General features: G+C 28.8%; 20 protein-coding genes, 2 tRNA genes and 1 other RNA gene. 22 read left to right on the plus strand and 1 reads right to left on the minus strand.

Features of this window, described 5'->3' with window-relative positions; translation table 11 throughout:
- The first annotated feature begins 44 nt into the window (after window positions 1-44).
- Genes bpSLO_RS03530 through rnc form a run of 8 tightly spaced genes read left to right on the plus strand, consistent with a single transcriptional unit; the run spans window position 45 to window position 3,562 of the window.
- Window positions 45-800, plus strand: coding sequence for a hypothetical protein (locus bpSLO_RS03530; protein ID WP_246989797.1), 756 nt, complete (start codon window positions 45-47; stop codon window positions 798-800).
- Window positions 801-808: 8 nt separating this feature from the next.
- On the plus strand, window positions 809-1,069 hold the full coding sequence (locus bpSLO_RS03535; RefSeq protein ID WP_025375683.1) for an EscU/YscU/HrcU family type III secretion system export apparatus switch protein: 261 nt from the start codon (window positions 809-811) through the stop codon (window positions 1,067-1,069).
- Window positions 1,066-1,227 (plus strand): hypothetical protein, encoded by a 162-nt coding sequence (locus tag bpSLO_RS03540; RefSeq protein ID WP_156768626.1) that lies wholly within the window; start codon window positions 1,066-1,068, stop codon window positions 1,225-1,227. The genes bpSLO_RS03535 and bpSLO_RS03540 overlap by 4 nt, the downstream gene beginning before the upstream one ends.
- Before the next feature lie 59 nt (window positions 1,228-1,286).
- Complete coding sequence (locus bpSLO_RS03545; RefSeq protein WP_025375684.1) at window positions 1,287-1,826, plus strand: hypothetical protein; 540 nt, start codon at window positions 1,287-1,289, stop codon at window positions 1,824-1,826.
- Between the two features lie 2 nt (window positions 1,827-1,828).
- Window positions 1,829-2,326 (plus strand): pantetheine-phosphate adenylyltransferase, encoded by a 498-nt coding sequence (gene coaD, locus bpSLO_RS03550; protein ID WP_025407322.1) that lies wholly within the window; start codon window positions 1,829-1,831, stop codon window positions 2,324-2,326.
- A 51-nt stretch (window positions 2,327-2,377) separates the two neighbouring features.
- The gene (gene rpmF, locus bpSLO_RS03555; RefSeq protein ID WP_011772638.1) at window positions 2,378-2,560 is read left to right on the plus strand and encodes a 50S ribosomal protein L32; all 183 of its coding nucleotides are present in this window, start codon (window positions 2,378-2,380) and stop codon (window positions 2,558-2,560) included.
- 22 nt (window positions 2,561-2,582) lie between these two features.
- Complete coding sequence (gene acpP / locus bpSLO_RS03560) at window positions 2,583-2,825, plus strand: acyl carrier protein (protein ID WP_025375686.1); 243 nt, start codon at window positions 2,583-2,585, stop codon at window positions 2,823-2,825.
- A gap of 5 nt (window positions 2,826-2,830) precedes the next feature.
- Window positions 2,831-3,562, plus strand: a complete 732-nt coding sequence (gene rnc, locus bpSLO_RS03565) for a ribonuclease III (protein WP_025375687.1) — start codon at window positions 2,831-2,833, stop codon at window positions 3,560-3,562.
- Here the strand turns inward: rnc and bpSLO_RS03570 are convergent.
- Complete coding sequence (locus tag bpSLO_RS03570) at window positions 3,534-4,757, minus strand: CCA tRNA nucleotidyltransferase (RefSeq protein WP_025407320.1); 1,224 nt, start codon at window positions 4,755-4,757, stop codon at window positions 3,534-3,536. The genes rnc and bpSLO_RS03570 overlap by 29 nt on opposite strands.
- 125 nt (window positions 4,758-4,882) lie before the next feature.
- Here bpSLO_RS03570 and bpSLO_RS03575 point away from each other — a divergent pair, with 125 nt between their 5' ends.
- From bpSLO_RS03575 to mrdA, 14 genes are all read left to right on the plus strand, one after another.
- Window positions 4,883-6,649: a DUF5312 domain-containing protein gene (locus tag bpSLO_RS03575; protein ID WP_246989799.1), complete on the plus strand. Its 1,767-nt coding sequence runs from the start codon at window positions 4,883-4,885 to the stop codon at window positions 6,647-6,649.
- 6 nt (window positions 6,650-6,655) lie between these two features.
- Window positions 6,656-6,976: a hypothetical protein gene (locus bpSLO_RS03580; protein ID WP_025375690.1), complete on the plus strand. Its 321-nt coding sequence runs from the start codon at window positions 6,656-6,658 to the stop codon at window positions 6,974-6,976.
- A gap of 69 nt (window positions 6,977-7,045) precedes the next feature.
- Window positions 7,046-7,119: transfer RNA gene (locus bpSLO_RS03585), tRNA-Thr, on the plus strand.
- A 6-nt stretch (window positions 7,120-7,125) separates the two neighbouring features.
- Window positions 7,126-7,207 (plus strand) — tRNA-Tyr (locus bpSLO_RS03590).
- 234 nt (window positions 7,208-7,441) lie between these two features.
- Window positions 7,442-8,476: an endolytic transglycosylase MltG gene (gene mltG / locus bpSLO_RS03595; RefSeq protein ID WP_025375691.1), complete on the plus strand. Its 1,035-nt coding sequence runs from the start codon at window positions 7,442-7,444 to the stop codon at window positions 8,474-8,476.
- Window positions 8,477-8,482: 6 nt separating this feature from the next.
- Window positions 8,483-10,258: a DNA primase gene (dnaG, locus tag bpSLO_RS03600; RefSeq protein WP_025407319.1), complete on the plus strand. Its 1,776-nt coding sequence runs from the start codon at window positions 8,483-8,485 to the stop codon at window positions 10,256-10,258.
- A complete protein-coding gene (gene rpoD, locus bpSLO_RS03605) occupies window positions 10,251-12,143 on the plus strand; it encodes an RNA polymerase sigma factor RpoD (protein WP_025375693.1) in 1,893 nt (630 codons plus the stop codon). The genes dnaG and rpoD overlap by 8 nt, the downstream gene beginning before the upstream one ends.
- A gap of 12 nt (window positions 12,144-12,155) precedes the next feature.
- Window positions 12,156-12,914 carry a zinc ribbon domain-containing protein gene (locus bpSLO_RS03610; RefSeq protein ID WP_025375694.1) on the plus strand — a complete coding sequence of 253 codons (759 nt, stop codon included), beginning with the start codon at window positions 12,156-12,158 and terminating at the stop codon, window positions 12,912-12,914.
- 29 nt (window positions 12,915-12,943) lie between these two features.
- Window positions 12,944-13,292: RNase P RNA component class A (gene rnpB, locus bpSLO_RS03615), an RNA gene on the plus strand.
- Between the two features lie 19 nt (window positions 13,293-13,311).
- Entirely contained in the window at window positions 13,312-14,277 is a 966-nt protein-coding gene (locus bpSLO_RS03620; protein ID WP_025375695.1) for a tetratricopeptide repeat protein, read from the plus strand.
- Between the two features lie 12 nt (window positions 14,278-14,289).
- Window positions 14,290-15,339: a rod shape-determining protein gene (locus tag bpSLO_RS03625; protein ID WP_025375696.1), complete on the plus strand. Its 1,050-nt coding sequence runs from the start codon at window positions 14,290-14,292 to the stop codon at window positions 15,337-15,339.
- 2 nt (window positions 15,340-15,341) lie between these two features.
- Window positions 15,342-16,187 carry a rod shape-determining protein MreC gene (gene mreC, locus bpSLO_RS03630; protein WP_025375697.1) on the plus strand — a complete coding sequence of 282 codons (846 nt, stop codon included), beginning with the start codon at window positions 15,342-15,344 and terminating at the stop codon, window positions 16,185-16,187.
- On the plus strand, window positions 16,184-16,666 hold the full coding sequence (locus bpSLO_RS03635; RefSeq protein WP_025375698.1) for a hypothetical protein: 483 nt from the start codon (window positions 16,184-16,186) through the stop codon (window positions 16,664-16,666). Before mreC ends, bpSLO_RS03635 begins: the two co-directional genes overlap by 4 nt.
- 1 nt (window position 16,667) lies before the next feature.
- Window positions 16,668-18,470 (plus strand): penicillin-binding protein 2, encoded by a 1,803-nt coding sequence (mrdA, locus tag bpSLO_RS03640; protein ID WP_025375699.1) that lies wholly within the window; start codon window positions 16,668-16,670, stop codon window positions 18,468-18,470.
- Window positions 18,471-18,475 lie beyond the last annotated feature (5 nt).

An 18,475-nucleotide genomic window follows, 5' to 3' on the forward strand; every position in this document is an offset into this window, starting at 1 on the left:
TATCTAAAATTACTTTAAATAAAAAGTTTCCTTTAAATGGAAGATTGCAAGTTATTAAGTCCCTTGGTGTTAATAAGTGGCTTGTATCTTTTTTAGGCAATTATTTTGAAGTAAAGAGTAATTTACCATTAAGAGTTGGTTTTAAGTATTTTGCTAAGATGGTTAGTACTTCAGGTAATTTTTTGATTCATGTTAATTATGCATCTATGTTTAGAGATTTAGATTTATCTGAAACTGATGATAAGGTTGTATTTAAACGAAGAGGTGATTTTTTAGATCAAAACACTAAGAAATTGTTTAGGAATATTTTTGCTAATATAAAAGATGAGTTTGTTTTAAAGTTTCTTTTAACTTTGTATGATCAAATTATAACAGAACAGGATTTTATGCAAATTTATAATTATTTTGGTAGTAAATTAGGAATAAGAGAACAGGATAATAAACTACCAATTTTTATTGAAAACAATAATAATTTTATTATTTCAATTCCCTTTAAATTTATGGAAGGAAGTGGTTTGTTATTTTTATTTTCTTATAAAGATTTAGAAGTGGTTTATAAGTGGAGTTTCGTTTATTTTTTTAATGAACAAGAAAAAATTATTTGTGAGATTAATCATTTCGGAGTTGATTCTAAATTAAGAATATATGCAGATTTTGATTTAAATAATATTGTTAGAGAGCTGAGAAGTTCTCTTTTTTGTTATAATATAACTGATATAAAAATATTAAATTCAATTCAAGAATTTGAAGATTTTGATTGTGAAGTAATAGTAGCTAAGAGTATTGATTATGAGATATGAGATAAGATATGCATGGAGAAAAATTAGCTTTATTGATTAAATATGATACTAAATTTCCAGCGCCTTTTATTTTAGCTAAGGCCAGGGGAGAGAAGGTCTTACGTATAAAAGAACTTGCTAAGCGAGAGAGTATTCCTATTGTGGAGGATAAATATTTAGCTGAGAGCTTGTTTTTGGTTAATGAGGGTGATTTTATTGATTCTAAGTATTTTAAAGTAGTTGCACATATTTTATCTGTTGTTTATAAATTAAAGAGTGATAAATTATGAATGTTAGACAAATTGGAAATCGTGGCGAGGGTTTTGCTTTAAAATATTTGCTTGAGAAGCTTAATAATTTTTATTTTATAGAGATAAAATCTTTAAATGTTACAGTATTAGAATATATCACATTTAGTGATTTGAGGTCATTTATAATGTTTTTTTGATATTGTGTTCAATTTTAAGAGATTACTTATTTGTCTTGTATAGATTAAGGGAGATAGCATTGAAGTCTAATCAAAATAAAGCTTGTGGCAATGATTTTAAAAAGGTAAACAAAGTTCCTTATTGGAAAATGAGAAAAGTAAAATCTGAGCTTAAAAAACAAAATGCTGAGGCTTTAAATACTAATGATAATAAATCTGTGGGTACTAACTCTAATGACCAAAAGAATTATAAGGGTAATAAACAAAAAGGACTTAGTAAAGACCGCAGATTGCGTATAAGGTTTAAAGAATCATGTCCTATTTGTGAGAAACCTATCAGGGATATTATTTCTTGTATGTCTATGAAGTTAAATGGTGAAGATAAACCTATACATTTTGATTGTGCTATTGATAAATTGAAGTCTGAGAATGAGCTTTTTAAGAATGAAAGTTTATTGTATAGGGGTGTTGGTAAATTTTTTGTTATTGATAAGTCTGTTAGAGGAGATAGCTTGGCTTTTAAGATAGTCAGGGAAATTGATTTTGAAAATTTAGAGAGTTGTCCTAGTTGGCGAAAAAAAATTCTTCAAGATATGAATAAAGGATTTAAATTTTATTAATTATGAGAGTAGCATTATTTCCTGGGTCATTTGATCCTATTACTTGGGGACATATTGATTTAGTTAAAAGAGCATCATTAATTTTTGATAAGGTTATTGTTCTTGTTTCTAATAACAGTGCTAAGAGTTATTTGCTTAGTGATATTGAAAGATATGAACTTACTTTTGAGGTTATTGCATCTTTAGGATGGTCAAGAATTTTTGTAGATAGGTATGATGGAATTATTTTGGATTATGCTTTAAAAAATGATATTGGTTTTATTGTTAGGGGTGTTAGGGCTTTTCATGATTTTGAATTTGAATTTGAAAGATATGTTGTTAGTAACAAGCTTAGTCCTTCAATAGACATAGTATTTTTACCAAGTAGTGATAAATATCTGTTTGTAAGGTCAGCTCTTGTTAAAGAATTAATAAAGAATAAGAATTTTGATCTCTCAAGTTTTATTCCGGATTTAGTGCAAAAAAAGTTGAAATCTAAATTTATTGACAAATTATCTTAATAATATATATATTATTAAGATATGTTTGTTTATGTTTAAGGAGACAAAGAAATGGCTGTTCCAAAATTTAAGCCTTCAAAGTCTAGAAGTAGGACGAGGCGCAGTATAAATATGAGGAAAAAAATACCTCAATTTCAAGAGTGTTCAAATTGTGGTAATCTTGCAGTAAGGCACAGAGTATGTGTTAAGTGTGGTTATTATAGAAATAGTCAATATTTAGAATTAGGATTGTAGTTTGAACGAGGAATGTTTGTTTATGGGTCAAAATGAGATTTTTAAAAAGGTTAGGTCTATCATATCCGAGCAGCTTGATAAAAAAGAAGATGAAATTACTATGGAATCTAGGTTTGTTGAGGATCTAGGTGCAGACAGTCTTGATATTTATGAACTTTTATATTTACTTGAGGAAGCATTTGATGATAAGATCCCAGAAAATGAGGCTAGTGAATTTGAGACTATAGGTGATGTTGTTGCCTTTATTGAGAAAAAAAAGGATTAGATATTATGGGTTCTGCTGTAATGAAGTTGGATACAGATCGGAGAAAAAAGTTAGATGAGTTCTTAATGGGTTTGCATATTGATTTTAATGATATTGATTTGCTAAATATGTCTTTAAGTCATTCATCATATGCAAATGAATTTGACCAAAAATATGCTAATAATGAAAGATTAGAGTTTTTAGGAGATTCTGTTCTTAATCTTATTATTACAGATTATTTATATAGATTTTATCCTGAAAAGAGTGAAGGTGAACTTAGTAAGGCCAGATCTTATATTGTTAGTGAAGAATCTCTCTCTAGTATCGCTCGAGAACTTAACCTTGGTAACTATATTTTGCTTGGTAGGGGCGAAGAGAATAATGATGGACGTAATAAGAAAGGTATTCTTGCAGATGCTATTGAGGCTTTTGTTGGTGCACTTTATCTTGATGGTGGTTTTTTAAAAACTTTGGATTTTGTTATAGAGCTTTTTGAAGTTCACATAAGGTTGATGTTTAATCGTGGTGATTTTAAAGACTATAAAAGTCTTTTGCAAGAATATGTTCAAAAAAAATATAAAATTTCTCCCACTTATAAGTTGGCTAAAGAGTTAGGTCCTGATCATAATAAAATTTTTTGTGTTGAACTTTATGTTAATGATAAATTTATATCTAATGGTAAGGGAAAGTCTAAAAAAGAAGCTGAGATGATAGCAGCTGAGATGGCACTTAAGAATATTGCAAATATTGATCTTTAATTTTTTTGATTAGAATCTCTTTTTTGTTTAATTTGGGATTAGTTAGTACTTCTCTTAATAGGTAGTCAAGGATTTTTCCAATATTTTTGTTTTCTGTTAATTTAAGGTTTTTGATATCGTTGCCATTTATTTTTAATTCTTTTAAGGATAAGGGATCTTTTAGTAGTTTTTTGCTTCTTATTTTATTTATTATAAATTTGAGTTTATGATCTTTTCCTTTAAGAGCTTTATATATGTCGAGTATTTCCTTATAGTTTTCTCTGGTAGCTTTACTTAACAAAATTCTTATATCATGTAATTTTTTAATTCTTAGAGTATTGATTTCATTAATAACGGTTTTATATAATAGTATTAATTTAATATCTCTATTTGAAAACCGAAGTGATTTTAAATTTTCTATTAAACATGATATATCTTTTTTTATTGTAAAAATGACCATTGCTTTTAAATAAAATTTATTTTTGTTTAAAAGAGTAATTTTATTTTTTAATTTTTTGTTTATTTCTATGTTGAAAAAGTATTTAAAGAAATTTACTTTTTGTAGATAATTTATTCCTTTTATTGGGTTTTTTCCTTCTAGAAGTTTAATAAATTCATGGTTTATTCTTTCTTTTGATAGAAATAGGATGTTTGTTTTTTTATATTTCATGGAAATTAATGTATTTTTATCGATTGTGAAATCAAGTGTGGATGCAAATCTTGCAGCTCTGAGTATTCTAAGAGCATCTTCTTCAAATCTTTTGTTTGGCTTTCCTATACATCTTATTATTTTTTTGTTAAGGTCTTGTTTTCCGTTATAGCAATCTATTATTTCATAGTTAAGCATATTCATTGCGATTGAGTTTATTGTAAAATCTCTTCTTTGAAGATCTTCATTTAAGTTTTTTGTAAATTTTATGTTTTTAGGGGCTCTTTTGTTTTCATAGTCTATGTCTATTCTGTAAGTTGTGACTTCAAAAATTTTTTTATTAAAAATTATGCTTATTGTACCATGCTTTATTCCTGTTTTCACATTGCTTGGAAATAGTTGCATTATTTCTTCTGGAGTTGCATTTGTTGTGAAGTCAAAATCATAAGGTATCTTTTTAAGAAGTAAATCCCTTAAAGCACCCCCTACTAGGAAGAATTCATAATTATGATTATTAAAGATTTTACTAATTTTCATTATGTCTTTATTGTTAATGCCTAGATTCATATAGGAATATATTATAGTTGAAATATTATTTTTTCTAAGGTTAAAATATGATTTTAGTTTATTCTTAAAATATCATAAAATAATATTTGTTTGATGTATATTTAAACATTTATAAATGGGGTTTTATGAACAAGAGTAATGTTAGTATATATGATTCTATTGATAAGCTTTCAAAGGATTCAAGGGCTAAATTGATAAGAGAGATTAAAAAGAATCTAAGCTTAAATTCTTCAGTATTGTCTGAAAATAATTCTAATTACTTATATTCAAATTTTGCCATGCAAATTGATGATTTTTTGTCTAAAAATTTTATGGAAGAGTCATTTTGGGTAAGAATATGGGTATATATCTTAAAATTTTTTCAAAAAGATAAGACTAAAGAGGATATTTATAAAATGCATCTTCTAAAAAGATTAGAAGATCATGTTAATAATATTTATAAAAATCCTGTCATAGATTTTAAAAAAGGATATCTACGTATAGGGTTTGTAGAAATGTTTTTTGAACTTTATTGCCATTTAGTTAAGCTTAAAGGGTATTTTAAGATGTTAGAAAAAGGGAATATTGTTGAACAAGCAATGTTTGAAGTTATTCACAGTAAAATTCCTAATTCTCAGTGTGAGATAGAAGATTTTTTGGAACCTGAGGAGTATGAACAATTCTTAAAAAAAGATAAAACCCAAGATGAATTAGAAGAGATTATTAAACTAAGAATTAGTAATTATATTGCTTCAATTCCTTTACAAATTTATTCAGTTGTAGAGGAGATGTTTGAATTTTTTTATGTTCTAAATGGTATTGCATTTTTCCCTTATAGATCTTTTTTTTCTTTTTTTAATGTTGAGCTTTTAGACGATATGGGTAATTTTGATGTTGCCGATCTTGATAGGACAGTTAGTACCAGTTTTGAGAGTGTGAGTAAGTATTTTAAGTGTTTCTTTGAGATTTTGCATACATTAAAAGATATTGAAATAAATGAAGAGGTTCTGAAAATTATTGTTAAAAATTATTTTTTAATAATAAAATCAAATGAGAATAATATTTTAAGTGAAGAGAGTCTTTTAGGAATTGATTCTATGTTTAAAGACATTTTGGATATTATGACAAAAATCATTAGCTTATCAAAAACTTTGCCTTATTTAGATGTTTTTAAAATTTATTATGAAAATCCCGTTTTAAAGCCTAAAAATTATGTTCCTTGTTTTGATGTAAAAAGTTTTTATGAAAATGTTTTATTTTTAAATGTTACTGAACAGCTTGTTAAAAACTATGCTAAGTCTTTAGCAATACTTGTGAATAGAGAACTTAAAAATTTAATTAAAAATTATAGTGTTATTATTAATTTAGATAGCATAATTTTTAAGGGAATGGAGCTTGAATATTCAAATTTTAAAAAACTTTACTTTCTTAATGAATTCTTCAAGTATATTTATGACGTAAAGATAATAGAAATATTAAGAACCGTAAATAATGTAGTACTTGTCAATAATACTGACTTAAGAAGTTTGTATATTAAGCTTGAGAGAAATATAAGTGTGCTGAGAAAAAAAGTTTATGATTTGTATTTTGAGCTTAATTATAAAAATGAGGAGTATGAACAATATAACAAAGATTATGATAGTGATGATTCTTATAGGGAGAAAATTTTGGAATGGTGCTTGAGGGAGTTTGAGACTGTTAAAGGTTTGGTTTTTGAGTTTATGGTTTGTTTTGTTGATCTTAAGGAGAAGTATATTGCTCTTTTAGACAATAATAATGCTTTTATACAAAGTACTCTTAATATTTCTCATAAATTGTCTACGGAAGATAATGTGAAGATCAGTTTAGGGTATGTTATTGCTAATGTATTATTTATAATTAAACAATCTCTTTTTATACTTGAAAATTTATAGGTTGTTATGAAAAACTTTAATGCAAAAGATTTAAGGTTATTTTCAATTTTGATTAGAGTTTTAGTAATAATTTTATTTTTTAATTCTGTACTTAGTTTGTTTATGTTTTTAGCAGGTGCTTATAATGTGTTTAAGTATTCTTTTCAAAAAATTTCACTTGAATTTGCGATTATATTAAGTACTATTTCTTTTGGACTTGAGGCTATGAGATTAATTTTTTATTTGTTTAGAAGAAAGAGGATTAAACATTATATCATTTTGGTTTTTAGTTTTATTATTTGTTTTTGTGCTTTTTTTTTAAAAATTTTTCTTTTTCTTGAAATATAATTTGTTTGTTTTAATCTTGCTCTTGACTAATATATTTTATTTTTATAAACTAACCATTAGCTTTATTATGCCGACTTAGCTCAGCTGGCTAGAGCAGCGGTCTTGTAAACCGCAGGTCGTCGGTTCGAGTCCGACAGTCGGCTTTTAGGGGGGCGGTACCGAAGTGGTTAACCGGGGCAGACTGTAAATCTGTTGGCATCGCCTACGTGGGTTCGAATCCCACCCTCCCCAATTTGAAATTGAGATTTAACCAGATATTTTGTGAGGTTTAATTTTTTTTGTTTGATTATTTGAGATATAATTTTAATGTTGTGCTTTTTAAATATTTTCGCATTTATTATAATAAAATTTTAATTAATATTTGTAAGTCATGTTTTTCAGGGATAATGTGCTTTGTTGTTTCTTATTTTAATTGAGAGCATGAAAGCGTGATTTTCTTTTTTTAAAAAGAGATTTTAAGTTTTTATGGCAATAAAAAATTTTTTTATTTCCCTTTTTGTGTTATTTGTTATTTTTTCTCTTTTAGCATTTTTTTTGTATTTTTTAAATTCTTCTCCTTTTAAATCTGATGTAATATATGAGTTTGAAGTGCAAAAAGGATGGGGAGTAAAAAAAATTGCTTGGGAACTTAAGAAAAGAGGGTTAATTAGATCTGACAAATTATTGATAGCTATTTCTTATCTTTTTGGTAGTGATAAAAATTTTAGGGAAGGCAAATATTTAATCAATGGTCATTGTTCAACTTTTGATGTATATAGAGAATTTTTGAAAGGCAGACCTATCCTTCCTATTAATATCACCATCCCTGAGGGGTATACTGGTAGAAGAATAGCTTTGAAGCTTTATGAATCAGGCATTATTAGTGATGCGCAAAGTTTTGTTGATTTAATAAATGATGTTAAATTTATCAGTGAACTTGGACTTAGTTATGGTTCTCTTGAAGGTTTTTTATTTCCAGATACTTATAAATTTTATAAGGGTATGGATATGAAGGAAATAATTCGAATTTTTGTTGGTAATTTTTTTAGCAAACTTGGTTCTATTGGGATAGAGCATAAATCTTATTCTAGTGGAGAGTTTTATAATAAAGTGATCGTTGCTTCTATTGTTGAGCGTGAGTATCGAGTTAAGAGTGAAGCGCCAGTAATGGCATCTGTTTTTTATAATAGGATAAAGTCTAATATGGCATTACAATCTTGTGCTACAATTGAATATATTATTACCGAAGAGCTAAGAGAAACTCATCCTACAAGAATTTATTTTTCAGATTTAGAGATTACTTCTGCATATAATACCTATATTAATAAAGGTTATCCCCCAGGTCCAATTTCTAACGCTGGGATTGTATCTTTAAAGGCCGCATTTTTTCCAGCTAACACAGAGTATTTATTTTTTGTTATAAAAGATCCTAAAGTTGGAACTCATAAATTTTCTTCAGCTTATAATGATCATCTCTTAGCTGTGAATAGTTATATTCGTAATTTTATTACTAAGGATTAAGGAAATATGGAGTATGCTAAGGTTATAGATTTAATTAAACAGAGAGTAGATATTGTAGCTTTAATAAGTGAGCGTGTTAGATTAGTTAAATCAGGATCATCTTATAAGGGGCTTTGTCCTTTTCATGCTGAAAGGACCCCTTCTTTTTCTATCACCCCTGCTCAGGGACTTTTTTATTGTTTTGGATGTAGGAAGGGCGGAGATGCCATCAAATTTTTGATGGATATTGAAAAACTTGATTATCATGGTGCTGTTAAGTCTTTGTGCAGTAGGATAGGTATTGTATATAATGATATTAAGAAAAACACTGTAGTTAAGAATAAGACTCAGGATAAATCAATAATTTCAAAAATATATGATTTAAATGCTAAGTTGATTAAGACTTTTGAATTTTTTTTAAATAATAATCAAAAAGTTTTAAATTATATTTTGCAAACGAGAGGGATATCTAAAGAGGTTATTGATTTATTTAATATTGGTTATTTGCGATTCGATATTCCAGGTAAGTTTAATTTTTATAATTTTTTGGTTTCAAAAGGATATTCTGATGAAATTTTGAGTAAAAGTGGTTTATTCCCAAAAAGGAAGGGAATATTTTCAATTTTATCTGGAAGATTGATTTTTCCAATCAGAGATTTTAAAGGAAATGTAGTAGGATTTGGAGGTAGATATTTAGGTAGAAATAATAGGCCTAAATATATTAATTTAAGTGAAACAGAGGTTTTTAAAAAGAAAGAATTGCTTTATGGATTTTATGAAGGCTTTTCTGTAATTAAGGAAAGTAAATCTGTAATCTTAACAGAAGGGTATATAGATGTTCTCTCCTTTTTTACAGCGGGTGTAAAAATTGCAGTTTCTACACTTGGTACTTCTTTTTCAAGAGAGCATTTTGCTTTAATTAAGAGATATGCAAATAAAATAATCATGTGTTTTGATGATGATACTGCTGGGCTTTTAGCTACATTTAAGGCTTATCAGATTTGTTTACCGTTTGATATTGATGTAAGTGTAATTAGGATGAAGTGTGGAGTTGATCCTGCAGATGTTTTAAAGAATAAAGGTGCTTTTGCTTTAAAGGATATGATTAACGATAGCTGTGATGCTTTTGAGTATCTTTTGGAGAAATATTCAGGTAAATATGATTTAAGTAAAACAACAGATTTAAATAGTATGATTGGTATGTTTATAACTTTGATAAGTTTGTCAAGTACTAATACGCAAAGGGATTTTCTTTTAAAAAAGCTTGAGGGTAAGGTGGGTATTAAGTTAGAAACCTTAAGAGAAGATTATTATAGTATGAGAGAGAGGAGTGCAATTGCGAGTTATAAGAGGAATGCATATTCTTATGAGATAAATACCTATGAGAGATATTTATTAGTTGCCTTATTGAAAGACTTTAATTATTTTACTATAATAAGGCGTAATATTAGTGATAGTGACTTGTATGATGTTGATGTAAAAAAAATTTTTATGTGCTTTGAATACCTATTTGAGAATAATGAAAGTTTTTCATTACTTAATTTAAAAGAATTGTTAAAAGATAATAAGTATAGCGTTAGTGAAGTTTTTTTTGAGAATATGCTACGAGTAGAGTTTGAAGTGGATGATGAGATGGTTAAACAAATTTTGTTTGCAATTAAAAAAAGGAAAGTGGAGAATCGAATTTTAGTATTTAAAGATATGAGCAAGGATAATGTTTCAATAGATGCTAAGGTCCAAATAAGGGAATTGATGTTTTTAAATATGCAGAGAGAAAACTTGAGGATATATTTGAATGAATAGTGTAGAAAATAAAGACTTGCAGGTTTTTAAGAAGAAGAATTCAAAAATAATAAAGGCCATCTTAGGTCATTTGGGAGACAAAAAGACAATTACTTTTGAGGATTTAGCTACTTTTTTATCAGGGGATATGTTGGAACCTGACAATATTGATTATATTTATGGAGTCCTTGAGAATGAGGGGATAAGCTTAGTTAATGAAAAGATGGAGTCAGATATTTGTGATATTGATGAATTTGATGAAGCAGATAAACTTGATAGTCAGTGTATGATGTTAGACGATTCTATTCAGAGTGATGATGAAATTGATGATAAATTGGATGAATTTGATGATGAGGTTTTAGACAAAGAAGATTTTAGTTCAGGATATATTAAGAGTGGTTTATTAAAAGATAGTAATTCTGAAGATCCTATAAGGCTTTACTTAAAGGAAATAGGAAAAGAATTTTTGTTAACTGGGAATCAAGAGGTTGAGCTTGCAAAACAGATGGATTCTGGTGAGAGCATAATTGAGAATATTCTTAAAAATGAAGGACTGGTCATAGAGAATTATTATAATTTAGTTAATGCTATTTATTCAAGAGTAGATAAAGAAGAGTTTTTTAAGAAAGAAAAGGAAAGAGAAAAAGATAATAATTTCGATTATTATAACAAAAAAAAAAGGATCACTTCTTTTTATAAAGCTTCATTAAAACCATTTCAGGATCGTTTAATAAAATATATTGAAAGAAAACATAGCTTATATGAGCTTGGGGAAGATATTTTTGAAGAGAGTATTACTAGTGAGAGACTTCATATAAAAGAAATGCTTAAGTCGGTGCCTTTATATCAAGAAGAGTTGCGTATTTTTTCAGATGATTACATTGATTCTGCTAGCAAAATAAAGGATTTAAAGAGGCAACAAAAGTCCATATTGGATAGATTGAAGATAGATAAGGTACGCAATTTGAGAATTTTGGGAAGAGACTTAGCTATTCCTGAGAGAAGGGAGAGGATAGAAAAATCTTTAAATATTCGAGAAGATTTAATTAAAGAGCAAATTACAGAAGCTCAACTTGCTCAAAAAGAGCTTGAGAGAATTGAGATGTATTATGAATATCCAATGGATAAGATAATAAGCATGTCAGAGGAAATCCTTAAGGGCAAGCAGATGATGCAGCATGCAAAAGATCAGTTAATTAAGGCTAACTTAAGACTTGTGGTAAGTATTGCTAAAAAGTATGCTAATAGAGGGTTACATTTCTTTGATCTTGTTCAAGAGGGCAATATTGGTTTAATTAAGGCGGTTGAAAAATTTGAGTATAAGCGAGGCTTTAAGTTTTCTACTTATGCTACATGGTGGATTCGTCAAGCAATAACAAGATCAATCTCAGATCAGGCGCGTACCATTCGTGTTCCTGTTCATATGATTGAGCAGATAAATAGGTTGAATAGAGAAACAAGATATTTGGTTCAAGTGTTAGGTAAAGATCCAACAGATGAAGAGTTATCAGCTAGACTTGGGTGGGATCTTAAAAAAGTAAAGACTGTAAAAAATGTTTCAAGAGAGCCCGTTTCACTTGAGACACCAATTGGAGAAGAAGAAGATTCTGTTCTTAGTGATTTTATTGAAGATAAGGCTATAAAAAATCCAGCAAAACACACGTCTTTTGTGGTATTGCAAGATCAAATAAGAGCTGTTCTTGGAACTCTTCCAGAAAGAGAGCAGGAAGTTGTTAAGATGAGATTTGGTCTTGAAGATGGATATTCTTTAACTCTGGAAGAAGTTGGACTGCATTTTAATGTTACAAGAGAGAGAATTAGACAGATTGAGTCTAAGGCTTTAAGGCGACTTAAAAATCCTAAGAAAACCCAAAAACTTAAAGATTATTTAGAAGATTTAAATTGAATAGGAGGCTTTATGGAAAGTAATATTGATGTATTAAAGAATCTTGAAGGCATATATAAAGCTAAGTTTGAGCTTGAGGAAAGGCAAAAAAATATTCCTAAATATTTGCAAACCAAGAAGGCTCAAATTGATGGACTTATTGAAGCTCTTGCTGAATTACAGTTCAAATTTAAAGAATATCAAAAAGAAGATTCATCTTTGAAATTAGATATTCAAGATATTAATGTAAGAAAGGGCAAGGCAGAAGAGAAAATTGATAGCATTAAAACTCAGAGGGAATATGAGGCTCTTGAGAAAGAATTGCAGACTATTATAGATGATGAAGTTGCTATTAGAAAAAAAATGACACATATTACTGGACTTAAGACAAAAGTAGATAGGGAAATAGCAGATGTTAAGACTAAGCTTGAAGTTGAGCAGGATATGTATGCTACTGAGAGTAATGATCTTGAAAATGAGCTTTTAGAGATTATAAAAAAGCTTGATTCTATAAAAGGTGAAGAGGAAAGGTATGCTTTTCGAATGGATGAGGACTTTTTGTTTAAATTTCAAAGAATTATTAGAAATAAATCCAATGGAGTTGTGCCTTTGATTGAAAATGTTTGTAAAGGTTGTCATATGATACTTCCTGTTGAGTTTGCAAATAAGGTGAGGCGTGAACCTGATGATGTTAAATTTTGTCCTTATTGTAGTAGAATACTCTATTATCAAGATAAATTTGAAGTTGGTTTAGAGATGGTTCCTGGTGGTTTAGCAGATCTTATAGAATAAGGTTTTTAATTTTGTATTTTATTTTAATAAGTTGATATCCAGTCATCGCTTAATATGCTATGTTGAAGTATGTTAAGAGGAAAGTCCGAGCTCCCATAAGAGCATGATGCTAGGTAATGCCTAGGAGTTTGAAACTTAAGAAAGTGTCACAGAAAATTACCGCCTTAGGGTAAGGGTGAAAAGGTGAGGTAAGAGCTCACCGCTTATTTAGTGATAAATAAGGTCAAGATAAACCTCATTAGGAGCAAAATCAAGTAAGCAAGCTTCCTTAGCTCTTGAGGGTATGCTTGTGGGTAGATTGCATGATTTTTCCAGTGATGGAAAAGCAAGATAGATGATGACATAATACAGAACTCGGCTTATGGATGTCAACTTCTATTTTTTGTAGAGAGTTTTTATGGGAATCAATTATCTAAAATGTACTTTTTATTTGATTATAAGTTTATCACTTTTATTCTTTATTTTTTATGTTTTATCTTATTTTAAGACTTTTTCCAATTCTTATTTAAAGGCAGGTCCTACTGAGGTAAATTTACTTGTTCTTTGGGATAATAGAGAATATAAAGAAATAATAGATTATGCTGAAAATGGTCTTAAAGAAAATAAATTTGATTTTAATCTAAATTTGCTTCTTGGGTTTTCATATTTTTATTATTCATTAATGTTGAATGATAGTTACTTAAAAAATCAATTTTTAGACAATGCAATAGAAAGATTACGGTTTTTAATGTCAATTAATGATGATGTCCCTATGAGTTCGCTTTATTATATTTTGGGTAAAGCTTATTCTCATAAGGGTGAGTATTATAGTGATCTTTCTGTTAAGTATTTAAGTAAAGCTTTATATTCAAGTAGTTTTGACTTTATGAGTGTAAAGGAGGATATTTTTGAATATCTGGGATATTCTTATCAGATTTTAAAAGACTATAATTCTAGCTTAAAGTTTTTTGAAAAAGCTTATAAAGAGAATAAATCTGATCTTGTGCTTTGGAGTTTGGCATATGTGAATTATAAGACAGGCAATATTGATAAGAGTATCGAATATATAAATAAATTTTTACAGGAAGAGAATGAATCATTCAAAAATGAAAAAAGTGATGATAATTTAATGCAAAAGGTATATCTATTGTATGGAGATATTTATTTGGAGAGAGAGGCCTATGAGGATGCTTTAAATTGCTATGATAAAGTCTTGAAAATTAATAGTTTAAATCCTAATGTTTATGTTAAAATAGGAGACATATATAGAAAAAGAGATAAAGATTATCCTAAGGCTAGAAAATATTGGAGAGAAGCGTTAAGCATTAATCCTTATTTAGAAGAAGCAAGGGAGAGACTTAAAATTAGCTTAGAGGATTTTTAGGGGGAGCTTGATTTGAATTTTTTTAAATCTTTTTTGATAGATATTGGTATTGATCTTGGTACATGCAACACTTTAGTTTACATTAAAGATTATGGTGTGGTGATGAGTGAGCCTTCGGTAGTTGCTATTGACGTTAATAAGAATAATAGGGTTGTAGCTGTTGGGCGCAATGCAAAGAAGATGCTTTGGAAAACACCAGAAAATATTAAGGCCGTAAGACCTCTTCGTGATGGTGTTATTGCTGACATTGAAAATACAGAGAAAATGATTAAATACTTTATAAGCCAAATTTTTTCTCGGAAAAAATTGTTTTTTAAACCTAGAATGGTAATAGGAGTACCAACTTGTATTACAGAAGTTGAGAGAAGAGCTGTAAAAGAGAGTGCAATGAATGCTGGTGCTCGTGAAGTTAAGGTTATTGAAGAATCTCTTGCAGCTGCTATTGGCTCTGATATTCCCATTTTTGAACCAACAGGTCATATGGTGTGTGATATTGGAGGGGGAACTACTGAAATATCGGTGATTTCTCTTGGTGGTATGGTTGTAAGTAGAGCTATTAGAACGGGTGGGGATGAGTTTGATGAGAGTATCATCAAGTATATGAGAAATTCTCATAACATTATTATTGGGCAACAAACAGCAGAAAAATTGAAAATTAAGATAGGTAATGTTTATCCAGATACTCATAATTTGAAGGTAGAGACAATAGATATTAAAGGAACAGATGCTGTTACGGGTCTTCCTAGAAAGCAAATTATTGATTCTATGGAAGTCCGAGAGTCTTTGCAAGAGCCTATAGGTATTGTTGTTGATGAGGTTAAAAGAACGCTTGGAGCAACTCCCCCAGAGCTTGCAACAGATATTGTTGAGCGTGGAATCATATTGACGGGAGGTGGAGCTCTTCTTAAAGGACTCAGTAGGCTTTTATCAAAAGAGACGGGAGTTCCAGTGTATGTTGCAGATAATCCCCTCTTATCTGTAGCTGTTGGAGCTGGTTTATTTTATGATTATGCTAATAGAATAGATATTAGTAAAAATATATATAGTTTTATCAATGAATAGATATGAAGTTTCTTGTTAATTTCAAGAATTTTATTAAGGTACTTAGTGTATTAATATTTGCTATCATTCTTATGCTCTATGATTCAAGTGCTTCTAAGATCAATAAAAGAGACGATTTTTTTATTTTTACTTTAAGTTCGTATATTCAACGCAATGTGCATGAGTTTTTTAATTTTATTTCTAGTATTTTTAAGGCGATAAATGAATATAAAGATTATGGTGAGACAATAGAAGCTTATAAGAAAAGAATACAGCAACTTGAGATAGTAATTCAGAATGTACAAGTGTTAAGACAGGAAAATGCCCGGCTTAAAGAACAGCTTGGATTTTATTCGGTACATTCTAATGATTTTATTTCAGCTGAAATAATTTACTTAAACTATGCAAATGTCTCATCTTTAATGGCTATTAATAAAGGCTATAATGATGGTGTTCAAAAAGATATGATAGCTGTTGCTTATCAAGATGGGTTTAGTGGTCTTGTTGGCAAAGTTGTTAAGGTTTATGCGGATACTGCGAGAGTTTTACCTTTAACCAGTTATGAAAATTTTGTCTCTGCAAGAATTCAAAATAGCAAATTCATTGGTCTAGTTGAGGGTAAGGGATATGGTGAAGTTCTTGAGATGAATTATGTTAATAAATTAGCCGAAAATACTTTAAAGATTGGAGACTCGGTTGTTACTGCTGGATTTAGTGATTATCCTAGTGGAATTTATATAGGAAAAGTTACTCATTTTGATGTTCTTGAATATAACTCTCTTTTAAGTATTAAAATAGAACCTATCATAGTTTTAGATAAGTTAGAATATGTTTTTTTAATTAAGGGTAATCAGAGGATAGAAAAGTGATATCTTTTATACTCTATTATATTGTTAGTATATTTTTGGGACAAGTTTTTCAATATTATTGTGATATTAATTTTTCTTTTTCAATAGATATATTTTTAATTATTTTAATTTTTAATTCTCTAAACTTTGTTTTTAATATAGGTTTAATTTCAAGTATTTTACATGGTTTTATTATGGAATATTTCAATGGTTTGCCACTTGGCTTTTTTGTTTTTAGTTATGTTTTGATATTTTATCTTCTTGAAAAAGTTAAGTTGATTGTTCCAAAGAGCATGTTTAGTATAACAATATTTTTTATTTTTTCAAAATTTGTTATTTGGTTTGTAGCAATGACTTTTGCAGATTTTATTGATCTTAAAGGATTCAATTATTCGATATTTGATTTTAATATTGTTATAAATATAGTTTTTTTAAATTTTTTGTATCCAATTTTAAATTATTGTACGAGAAATATTTATACTATTAAAGAGGAATATTAAAATGAAAGTTATTTTGAAGGGCCGATATATGTTTGGCCTGTTGCTTTTATTTTTTGTTTTTTTTTCTTATCTTTTTACTTTATTTAAAATGCAGATTGGAAAACACTTGTTTTATGATAGAGAAGCAACAGTTCTTTTATCTAGAGTTGAAAAAATTAAGGCTTCACGGGGTGAAATTTTAGATTCAAACTTTAATGTTCTTGCAAATAATCTTACAGCATTTGTTTTAAAGATTAGTTTGGAACAATATTATGGCATGTCTCTTGAGGATAGGGACGAGATGTTAGATTTTTTATCAAGTATTTTAGGTATTGAAAGAGAACTTATTCTCTCTAAAATTGAGGCTCCTAGAGGATATTTGAAGGATGTAGAAATAGTTGAACTTAGTCCAGAAATGTTGTTTAGAGTTGCTGAGAAGAGAATTTATTATCCTGCATTTTTATGGACATATTCTTTTAAAAGGAATTATTTGGTAGATGATTCTTTTTCTCATCCTATTGGGTATGTTGGTAGGATTAATCAAAGGGAACTTCGTTCTTTTTATAATGTTAAAGGGTATGATAATAATTCTACAATAGGAAAATTAGGCATTGAACACATTTATGATAGTTATATCAGAGGGAAGGAAGGTTTAATTAAATATAGGGTAGATTCTAGAGAAAGAAAAATAGATAGTGGTTCTATTATAGAGCATATGACCCCTGGTAATAATATTGTTTTAAATATTAATAAGGATATTCAACTGCTTGCTAAGCACACTTTAGGTAAAAGGTATGGAACTGTGGTAGTGTTAAAACCCTCAACAGGTGGTGTTTTAGCACTGCATAATTATCCTTACTATTCCATGAATGATGTTTATAATAAGCATTCTAAAGAAGATTATTCTTTTCTAAATAGGGCAATACAATCAGTTTATCCCCCTGCATCTGTTTTTAAATTGGTTTTGACCACAGCGTTATTAGAAGAAAAGGTCCTTGACAGGGCTAGAAAAATTTATTGTCCGGGATATTTTAGAGTAGGCAATAGAGTGTTTCATTGTTGGCAACGAGGTGGTCATGGTTATGTCGATTTGGAACATGCTGTTGCTCATTCATGTAATGTTTATTTTTATGTATTGGGACTTAAGTATCTTGGTGTTGAGAAAATTTTTAAGTATGCAAAAGAGTATGGATTTGGTGAAAAAACCGGGATTGATTTGCCAAATGAGGTTTCAGGACTTCTTCCAAGTTCTGAGTGGAAGGAAAAAATTTTTAATCAACCTTGGGTAGGTGGCGATACTGTCAATTTTTCAATAGGCCAAGGGTTTTTAAATGCTACCCCTATGCAGATTGCCAATATGATAGCTATGATTGCAAATGAAGGTGTTATTTATAAACCAAGAATTGTTAATAGGATTTTAAATGGTAGTACTAATGAAGTTATTATTGAAAATGTTCCTGAAGTCCTTAAGAAAACAGATATTATTAGTCGAAATACTTTTAAGTTTTTGAAAAAATATATGAGAAATGTTATAACTTATGGTACTGCTAGAAATTCAGTTCTTACAAAAGCTGTTGCGGTTTTAGGAAAGACTGGTACAGGTCAAACTGGTGTTACTGGACTTGAAAATAGTTCTTTTGTTGCTCTTGCTCCTTATAATGCTGCACCTAGTGAACAAGTTGTTATTTTTAGTTTGGTTGAAGGAAGAAGTAATACAGATAATATGTGGTCTGCTAAATCTGTAGATTTAATGATGCAAGGGATTTTTGCTAATCAGAGTTATGAGGATATTCTTAAAGAGTATAGACCATGGTATATTAGGTAAAGTAA

The organism is Borrelia parkeri, assembly GCF_023035815.1.
Lineage (GTDB): Bacteria > Spirochaetota > Spirochaetia > Borreliales > Borreliaceae > Borrelia > Borrelia parkeri.